General features: G+C 59.8%; 1 pseudogene. It reads left to right on the forward strand.

Annotated elements, in window-relative coordinates:
• Positions 1–405: pseudogene (locus tag BFV97_RS17905) on the forward strand (transmembrane anchor protein); the annotation flags it as partial.
• Positions 406–640: the final 235 nt, after the last annotated feature.

Here is a 640-nt window from a genome sequence, read left to right on the forward strand (position 1 = left end):
CTGCTGGAACTTGAGGCAGACGAGCAGTCGAGCCTGATGAACGATATCTTCGGGCTCTTCGTCGGCGCGGCACATGCGCAGGAGGTCGAAGCCTGGCGCGACGAGATCACCTTCACCCTGGCGCCTGGCGACTCGGCGGACTGGAAGATGGTGATGGACGAAGGCCAGACGGCGGAATACAGGGTGATCGTTGAGGGCGGCCGGGTGAATTTTGACCTGCACGGTCATGGTGGTGGCCAAACGGTAACCTATGAAAAAGGCCGTGGTTCCAGTGGCTCCGAGGGCGAGGTCACCGCCGACTTCGATGGGCAACACGGCTGGTTCTGGCGGAATCGGGACAGCCAGCCCGCAACCGTGACTGTCCAGGTGCGCGGCGAATATGCCGAGTTCGTGCAGCTCGACTAGACCCTGAAAGGGCAGCCACCCGCATGAAAGGATGCGGGTGGTTGCCTGGCTCCGAAACAGACCTTGGATGAGTCCGCAGTCTCGCCTCAGATTTTCCCCTGAAACCAACCTCGGGCATCCGTTGGCCAGTCAGTCAGTACCCGCGTGGCAATGTCACGCCTATGTTACAGGATACTTCTTGACCTCCCCCTACTGGAAGCTTGCATAAGAACTGCATGATCCGTGTCTTTCGCCT

Source organism: Neptunicoccus sediminis, from assembly GCF_001719615.1.
GTDB classification, from domain to species: Bacteria; Pseudomonadota; Alphaproteobacteria; order Rhodobacterales; family Rhodobacteraceae; genus Amylibacter; species Amylibacter sediminis.